The sequence below is a fragment of the Caballeronia sp. M23-90 genome (assembly GCF_053574605.1).
On sequence record NZ_JBSIPA010000319.1, the window covers coordinates 1 to 7748 of the forward strand.

Annotated in this window: 8 protein-coding genes; 4 read left to right on the plus strand and 4 right to left on the minus strand. The window is 58.1% G+C overall.

What is annotated here, in order from left to right:
* The coding region (locus ACRXB1_RS25000; protein WP_449493560.1) for an alanine racemase at positions 1-586 on the minus strand (586 nt) is incomplete at its 3' end.
* A 156-nt stretch (positions 587-742) separates the two neighbouring features.
* On the opposite strand from ACRXB1_RS25000, the gene ACRXB1_RS25005 reads away from it, so the two are divergent.
* From ACRXB1_RS25005 to ACRXB1_RS25020, 4 genes are all read left to right on the plus strand, one after another.
* The gene (locus ACRXB1_RS25005; RefSeq protein ID WP_449493561.1) at positions 743-1720 is read left to right on the plus strand and encodes a MurR/RpiR family transcriptional regulator; all 978 of its coding nucleotides are present in this window, start codon (positions 743-745) and stop codon (positions 1718-1720) included.
* A gap of 1 nt (position 1721) precedes the next feature.
* Positions 1722-3206 (plus strand): N-acyl-D-amino-acid deacylase family protein, encoded by a 1485-nt coding sequence (locus tag ACRXB1_RS25010; protein ID WP_449493562.1) that lies wholly within the window; start codon positions 1722-1724, stop codon positions 3204-3206.
* A 17-nt stretch (positions 3207-3223) separates the two neighbouring features.
* Positions 3224-3610 carry a RidA family protein gene (locus ACRXB1_RS25015; RefSeq protein ID WP_449493563.1) on the plus strand — a complete coding sequence of 129 codons (387 nt, stop codon included), beginning with the start codon at positions 3224-3226 and terminating at the stop codon, positions 3608-3610.
* 476 nt (positions 3611-4086) lie between these two features.
* The gene (locus ACRXB1_RS25020) at positions 4087-4893 is read left to right on the plus strand and encodes an FkbM family methyltransferase (protein WP_449493564.1); all 807 of its coding nucleotides are present in this window, start codon (positions 4087-4089) and stop codon (positions 4891-4893) included.
* A gap of 160 nt (positions 4894-5053) precedes the next feature.
* Here ACRXB1_RS25020 and queF read toward each other — a convergent pair whose 3' ends face one another.
* The 3 genes from queF to ilvA all read right to left on the minus strand — a co-directional run.
* The gene (queF, locus tag ACRXB1_RS25025; RefSeq protein ID WP_449493565.1) at positions 5054-5881 is read right to left on the minus strand and encodes an NADPH-dependent 7-cyano-7-deazaguanine reductase QueF; all 828 of its coding nucleotides are present in this window, start codon (positions 5879-5881) and stop codon (positions 5054-5056) included.
* Positions 5878-6783, minus strand: coding sequence for a 5'-nucleotidase (locus ACRXB1_RS25030; protein ID WP_061998394.1), 906 nt, complete (start codon positions 6781-6783; stop codon positions 5878-5880). Before ACRXB1_RS25030 ends, queF begins: the two co-directional genes overlap by 4 nt.
* 6 nt (positions 6784-6789) lie before the next feature.
* Positions 6790-7748 (minus strand): threonine ammonia-lyase, biosynthetic (gene ilvA / locus ACRXB1_RS25035; RefSeq protein WP_449493566.1); only part of this gene is annotated, 959 nt, incomplete at its 5' end.

The window sequence follows — 7748 nt, forward strand, 5'->3', positions numbered from 1 at the left end:
TCGCGATGGCGGCGAGCACGGCGTCGCGCTGCGCATTATCACGAATGCCGGTGCGGCCGCCTTCCACGCCCAGCTCCAGCAGCACGTTGATCTGCTTGTTCACATCGCTGAAAAACGCGCCGAGCTGATCGACGTTATCCGCCGAATCCACGAGGCAATGGAACTCGAAACCCGGGTCGGTGAGCAGCTCCGCGATCATGCCCATGTTGCGTTTGCCGACGAGCTGATTCGCCATCAACACGCGATGCACACCGCCGCGATACGCCGCGCGGACCTGATGCGCCGTCGCAAGGGTGATGCCCCACGCGCCCGCGTCGAGCTGGCGGCGGAACAATTGGGGCGCCATGGTCGTCTTGCCGTGCGGCGCGAGTTTTACGCCGTATTCCGCCACGAACGCCTGCATCCACTTCAGGTTGTGCTCCATGCGGTCCGCGTATAGCACGGCGGCGGGCAGGCTCACGTCTTCATCGAGCAGATTCCAGTCGAGACGCGCGGCATCCGCCAGGTGGACGCTCACGCCCGGGACCATGCCGAGACCCTTGCCGAAAGGATCGATTGTCGCCGTCTGATAGTTTGTAACTTTCATGTGCTGCTGCTCCATCGTTCGTTTGTATGTCTTCTGGCTCTTATTTTGAGACGCTGCCTGCATATTCCAGATTGACTCGCTTATGGTACAGAAAGTACGATGCCTGATAAATTGTTATTTAGTACCACGCTCCGCAAACACGCGCAAAAGGTTGCCATGAACGTGTCGTCCGAACCGCCAGCATTCGATATCGTCGCCCGGATCGCCGAGCGTGCGCCCGAATTGCGCACGGCGGAGCGCAAGGTCGCAGCACTCATTCTCGACGATCTGACCGGTGCATCGCGCGCGAGCATCGGCGCGCTGGCAAAAAAAGCGGCGGTCAGCATTGCGACCGTGACGCGGTTTGCGAAAGCAGTCGGCTGCGAGGATGTGCGCGAACTGAAGCTGCGGCTGGCGCAAGCGGCGGCCGTCGGGCAGCGGTTCTTGCGCGGCGGTGGTGATCGCAGCAGTGACGACGCGCTTCCCGATTCCCTCGCTTCCCGCATTTTCGACGATATCCAGACTACGCTCGCCCACAATCGCGGCGCATTGCAGGCGGCGCCGATTGCCGCCGCCGCCGATGCCCTTGCCGGCGCCCAGATGATCTACGTCTTCGGCATGGGCGGCGGGTCGACCGCGCTTGCCGATGAAATGCGCTTTCGCCTCGTGCGCCTCGGCCGCCCGGTGGCGTCGTATCAGGATGGTTTGCTGCAGCGGATGGTTGCCGCGACGCTCTCCAAAGATCACGTGGTCGTGGCGTTGTCGGTGACGGGACGCACGCCCGAGATGGTCGAGAGTTGCCGCGTCGCGCGGGAATACGGCGCTCGGGTGATTGCACTGACCGCGCCGGTTTCGCCGCTCGCGCAACTGGCCGACTGGCTGATCCCGGTCATCGCGAACGAAACGGACTTCATCTACAAGCCGTCGACATCCCGATACGCCATGTTGATGGCGCTCGACCTGCTCGTTACCGAACTTGCCGTGAAGCAGGGCGAAACCAGCCGCGAGCTTTTGCGGCGCATGAAACACGCGCTCGACGCGTATCGCGGCGGTGGTGATGAACGGCAGCCGTCCGGCGAGCCATTTGGCGAGCCATTCGGCGAGCCATTCGGCGAGCCTTCCGGCGAGTACTTCCGCGAGCCCTTAGGAGACTGAAATGGCATTGGATTCACAAACACACGCCCATACGCTGATCAAGGGCGCACGGGTTATCGATGGAACCGGCGCGCCCGCGGTTCAGCGTGACGTGGCGGTAAAGGACGGGCAGATCGTGGCGATCGGCGCGCTCGATCAATGGACGGCCGACAACGTGGTGGAGGCAGAAGGGCGGGTGCTGGCGCCGGGTTTTATCGACGTTCATACGCACGACGATACCCACGTCATCCGCTCGCCGCAGATGCTGCCGAAGATCTCGCAAGGCGTGACGACGGTGATCGTCGGCAATTGCGGGATCAGCGCGTCGCCGGTGACGCTCAAAGGCGCTCCGCCCGATCCGATGAACTTGCTGGGCGCGCAAGCCGATTTTCAGTACCCGACATTCGCGGCGTATATCGATGCCGTGAACGTTGCGCGTCCGGCCGTGAACGTGGGCGCGTTGATCGGGCACACGGCGCTGCGCAATAACCATATGGACCGGCTGGATCGCGGGGCTTCGCCGGCGGAAATCGACGGCATGCGCGCCCAGCTCGAAGAAGCGTTGGCGCACGGCGCGCTTGGACTGAGCAGCGGTCTTGCCTATGGCTCGGCATTCAATGCGCCGCCGGAAGAAGTAATGGCGCTGGCCGAGCCGCTGGCGCATGCCGGCGCACTGTACACCACGCACATGCGCACCGAATTCGATGCGATTCTCGACGCGATGGAAGAGGCCTATCAGGTCGGCAAGCATGCGCGCGTTCCGGTCGTGATCTCGCATTTGAAGTGTGCGGGGCCGTCGAACTGGGGCCGCAGCACGGAGGTGTTGAAGTCGCTCGACACGACCCGTGAAGGCCAACCGGTGGGATGCGATTGTTATCCGTACAACCGTAGTTCATCGACGCTCGATGTGAAACAGGTGACCGGCGATATCGACATCACGATCACGTGGTCCACGCCGCATCCCGAGATGGCCGGCAAGCTGATTTCCGAGGTCGCGGCAGAGTGGCGGGTCACACAACAGGAGGCGGGCAAGCGCCTGCAGCCGGCGGGCGCCGTGTATCACAACATGTCGGAAGACGACGTGCGGCGGATCTTGTCGCACCCGGCGACCATGGTCGGCTCCGATGGCTTGCCGAATGACCCGCTGCCGCATCCGCGTTTGTGGGGCGCGTTTCCGCGCGTGCTCGGGCACTACGCGCGCGACACGTCGCTCCTGCCTCTGGAGGAGGCTGTGCGCAAGATGACGGGGTTATCGGCACGCCGGTTCGGGCTGGCCGGGCGCGGTCTCGTGAAAGTGGGCTATCACGCGGACCTCGTTCTTTTCGATGCCGATCAAGTCCGCGATACCGCGACGTTCGCCGAGCCGAGGCAGACGGCGGATGGCATCGATGCAGTCTGGGTGAACGGCGTGCTGTCGTATCTGGACGGAGGGGTGACAGGACAACGGGCGGGACAGTTTGTGGCGCGTGGCGAGGGTTCGAAACTCGACGCGCTTGGGCATTTTTAACTTAAAGGATATTGACCATGAAACGATATGGTGTGGAAGGCGGTAAAGGACTAGGCGGTGCGGTGATGCCGTTCTCGCGTGCAGTTGAAGCGGACGGATGGCTGTTCGTATCAGGCCAGACGCCGATGGAAAACGGCGAAGTGATTGAAGGCGGGATCGTTGCTCAATCGCATAAGGCAATTCAAAACGTATTCGCGATCTTGAAAGAAGCCGGATATGGCGCGGAGCATGTCGTTCGTTGCGGCGTCTGGCTCGATGACCCGCGGGATTTTGCGTCGTTCAACAAGGTGTTCAAGGAGTACTTTGGTGAGCATCCGCCTGCGCGCGCTTGCGTGGTTTCGTCGATGGTGATCGACTGCAAGGTCGAAGTGGATTGTGTGGCTTATAAGAAGGCGGTCGAATAAGCGCAAGTCTCATTGGAGTTTGCCTTGAAACAGTCCCGAGCCGGGACTGTTTCTATATTCGTTGGCGTTGGTTGCATGTTTGTCGTTTGGCAAATTTTTAGAAGCGGTTTGTCACTGACCGATTGCGACGCGGGTAGCATTGTCAAGCCAAGAATTGTCGATTACTAATTTCTAGAAAACACGCGTTTTTTTACTGCCAGGGAATGACTTTTGGCTGTTGCGGAGTAAGAATACTGCTGTCCGAACGCATCCTTCTCTTGTTGCCAACTATACGTTTCACTGCTCGAAAACAAGCAGCCTTGCTGATTCCGAAACAATCTTTGCGCTTAATTTTCAGCAACGATATGTAATTAAAATTCAAAGAGCGCATCCCTTAAGATGATTCTTATAAAATCATATTTTTGCTCATATTCCTTGCCGGAATAACAGAAAAACGATAAAAGCTAGCTTTCAGCAGATTACAAGTAAAAAGCGCGATGATTGAGGAAAACAACGAAATCAAGCTGTATCAAGTCGAGTCGGCGAGGTACTTGCTCACCGCCGGGCAAGACATGATCAATTCGCACCTTAGGGAGGGGAAGGTTTGGGAGTCTATAACACTGCAGATATCTCAGCTTCTTTTAGAGAATATAAACAGCCCGGTCGTTGTCGATGTTGGAGCCAATCTTGGCGCGTTTTCCGTTCCTATCGGAATACACATCAAGGATAAAAATGGCCAACTTCATGCTTTTGAACCCCAGCGCCAAGTGTTTTACCAGCTTTGTGGGAATTTTTTTTCCAATCACTTAAAACACTGTTTCGCCCACCACATGGCTGTTGGCGATTATGACGGCAGCATTGAAGTACCTGTACTGGATTTAACAAAGGAAACAAATGTTGGGTCGCTGTCTCTTGATCCAAGCATTCGGCTGGAGCAAAGGATGCTTACCACGCAGCCGACCGAAACAGAGAAGGTGCGCATTGCTACACTCAATAGCCTGAACTTGCCGCACGCAGACTTGATTAAGATCGATGTGGAAGGTCTCGAGCTGGAAGTCTTAAAAGGTGCGAGAAAGTGGCTTGAGCTTTCAGGTTACCCCCCAATTCTATACGAGGTCTGGGGCGATTATATGAAAGGGCAAGTGGGAAAGAGAAATCGATTGATGAGCCTTGTGCAGAAAGGACTTGGATACGAAACTGTCATGTTCGGCGAGCTATGCATCGCTCAGCATCCGAATCGGAAAACCCTAGAAATCAAGAAAGAGAAGGATAACGGACTGGCTATCAGGAGGACTGCTGTTTAGTTTAAATAATTATTAAAATATGCCAGTCGCATTGAAACCACACGACTTGATAGAGAGTGGTTGGTGCGTTCGAACACCAGAGATGTCATATCAGAGTATCGAACGCTCCCTACAATTGATCTATCGTTTCAATAAGACTAATGCAGTATTAGATAAAGGCCTACTGCCGCGCAAGCCGCGTGTTATCCGGCATCGGCAGATTGAAGTTGGTCCGGAACGGGTTGATGTCGAGGCCGCCGCGCCGTGTGTATCGTGCATAAACGGCAAGGCGTTCCGGCTTGCATTCGCGCATTACATCCACGAAGATTTTCTCGACGCACTGCTCGTGAAACCCCGTGTGTTCGCGGTACGAAATGATGTACCGGAGCAAACCGGCATGATCGATCGGCGCGCCGACGTACCGAATCTGCACGCTGCCCCAATCCGGCTGGCCGGTGACCGGACAATTCGATTTCAGCAGGTTTGAGAACAAGGTTTCATCGACCGGTGATTCACCATGTGATGCGCTCAACAACGACGGATCGGGCGTATAAATATCCGCATCCAGATCCAGCCGGTCCAGCGACAAACCCTCGAATTCTTCCATCTTCAACTTCACGCCAAACTCATAAGGCGCGACAAGCTGAACCGAAACGTTCGCGCCGCAAATAGCGGAAACGTCCTTGCGAATGGCGGCACGAACTTCATCGATGGAATCGAAAGCCGTCTGCGAGAACGATCCCAGATACAGCTTGAACGACTTCGACTCCACGATATTCGGCGAATCCGCCGGCACGATGAACGTCGCCACCGCAATCTGCGGCTTGCCCTTGCGGTTCAGCCACGAAAGCTCATAGCCATTCCAGATGTCCGTGCCGAAAAACGGCAGTCGCGCCGTCAGCCCGATCGCCGCGCGGCCTGACGCCCGATCGATGGGAAAGAGCAGCGAAGGATCGTATTGTTCGCGGTACTGGACCGGCTTACCAAGGGGAGATTGTTCTGGCGTCATGATGCGTTCGCTATGCCATTCGGTACGTGTCCGGTCGCTGTCACGACGCGGGCCGATTCGATGTGGCCAATTTGGTCGTCGAAGAAAAAGTCGGGTTCGAACTTGGCCAGGAACGGGCCTTTGTTCAATCCACCGAGGAACATCGCTTCGTCGATTTCGATGTTCCAGGCCATCAGCGTCCGGATCGCGCGTTCGTGCGCCGGTGCGGAACGCGCAGTGACGAGCGCCGTGCGAATGCGCATCCGCGTTGCTTCATGGCTGAGTTTCTGCAGCTTGTGAAGCGCTTCGAGCAACGGTTTCAACGGACCGTTTGCAAGAGCCAGATCCTTCTTGCCGACCTCGTGCTCGACAAACGCGGGCAATCCCCGCGACTGAAACACTTGCTCGGCTTCGTCGGAGAAAAGGACAGCGTCGCCGTCGAAGGCAATGCGAATCTCGTCAGGATACCGGCTTGCCGTCAGCGGCGCTCGCGGAACGACGGTCGCGGCGGGGAAGCCGGCGGCGATGGCATCGCGCACATCGATCGAATTCGCCGATAAAAACAACGACGCGCGAAACGGTTCCAGATATCGAAACGGCGACTCGCCGCGCGTGAACACGCCGCGTTCAATTGCGAGGCCATGTTCCTTGCACGAACTGAACGCGCGCAACCCGCTGATGGGATCGCTGCGCGACAGGATCACGACTTCCACGCGCCGCTCGCTGTCAACGTTCAGCGCCAGCAGTTTCTCGATCAATGAAAACGCGATGCCCGGTTTAGCCGGAACGCTCAGGCGCGAACGCTGCAGCGCTTCGTATTCGCGCAGATCTCCGGATTCGTAGACCTCGTTTTCTTCCTCGAAATCGAACAACGCTCGCGACGAAATCGCGACCACCAGCTTGTCATCGAGCGTGAACGCCATGCGCGGTCAGGCCAGGAACAGCTTGTAGACCGGGTTCGCGCCTTCATCCCACCACGGGTAACCCAGCGTCGCGAGGAATTGCCCGAACGCGGCGTTATCGGATTGAGGAACCTGGATACCGACCAGGATCGAGCTCGTGTCCGCGCCTTGGTTGCGGTAATGGAACAGGCTGATATTCCAGTTCGGCGCCATCGATGAAAGGAATTTCATCAGCGCGCCCGGACGCTCGGGGAATTCGAATCGCAGCAGGCGTTCGTCCTGCGCGAGCGGCGAATGGCCGCCGACCATGTAGCGGATATGTTGCTTCGAGAGTTCGTCGTGGCTGAGATCGACCGTGGCAAACCCATGTTCGATAAACGCATTCGCCATCTGCACGGCTTCGTTGCGCGTCTTGATCTGCACGCCGACAAAGATGTGCGCGGCGTTCGAATCCGCGATCCGGTAGTTGAACTCGGTCACGCTGCGCGTGCCGACCAGTTCGCAGAAGCGCCGGAAACTGCCGCGCTCTTCGGGGATCGTCACGGCGAACACGGCTTCGCGCGCTTCGCCGACTTCCGCCCGTTCCGCGACAAACCGCATGCGGTCGAAATTCATGTTCGCGCCGGACGTGATGGCAACGAGCGTCTTCGCTTCCAGCGCTTCGCGCTCGGCGTAGAGCTTCGCGCCCGCAACAGCCAGCGCGCCCGAAGGTTCCAGCACGCTGCGTGTGTCCTGGAAGACGTCCTTGATGGCGGCGCAGAGTGCGTCGGTGTCTACCGTGACGACTTCGTCCAGCAGTTCGCGGCAGATCCGGAACGTTTCCTCGCCGACGAGTTTTACCGCCGTGCCGTCCGCGAACAGGCCGACTTCGCTGAGCGTGAGGCGTTCGCCGGCGGCGATGGATTGCTTCATCGCGCATGAATCGATGGACTGCACGCCGATCACGCGGATCTCCGGGCGCACCGCTTTCACGTACGCCGCGACGA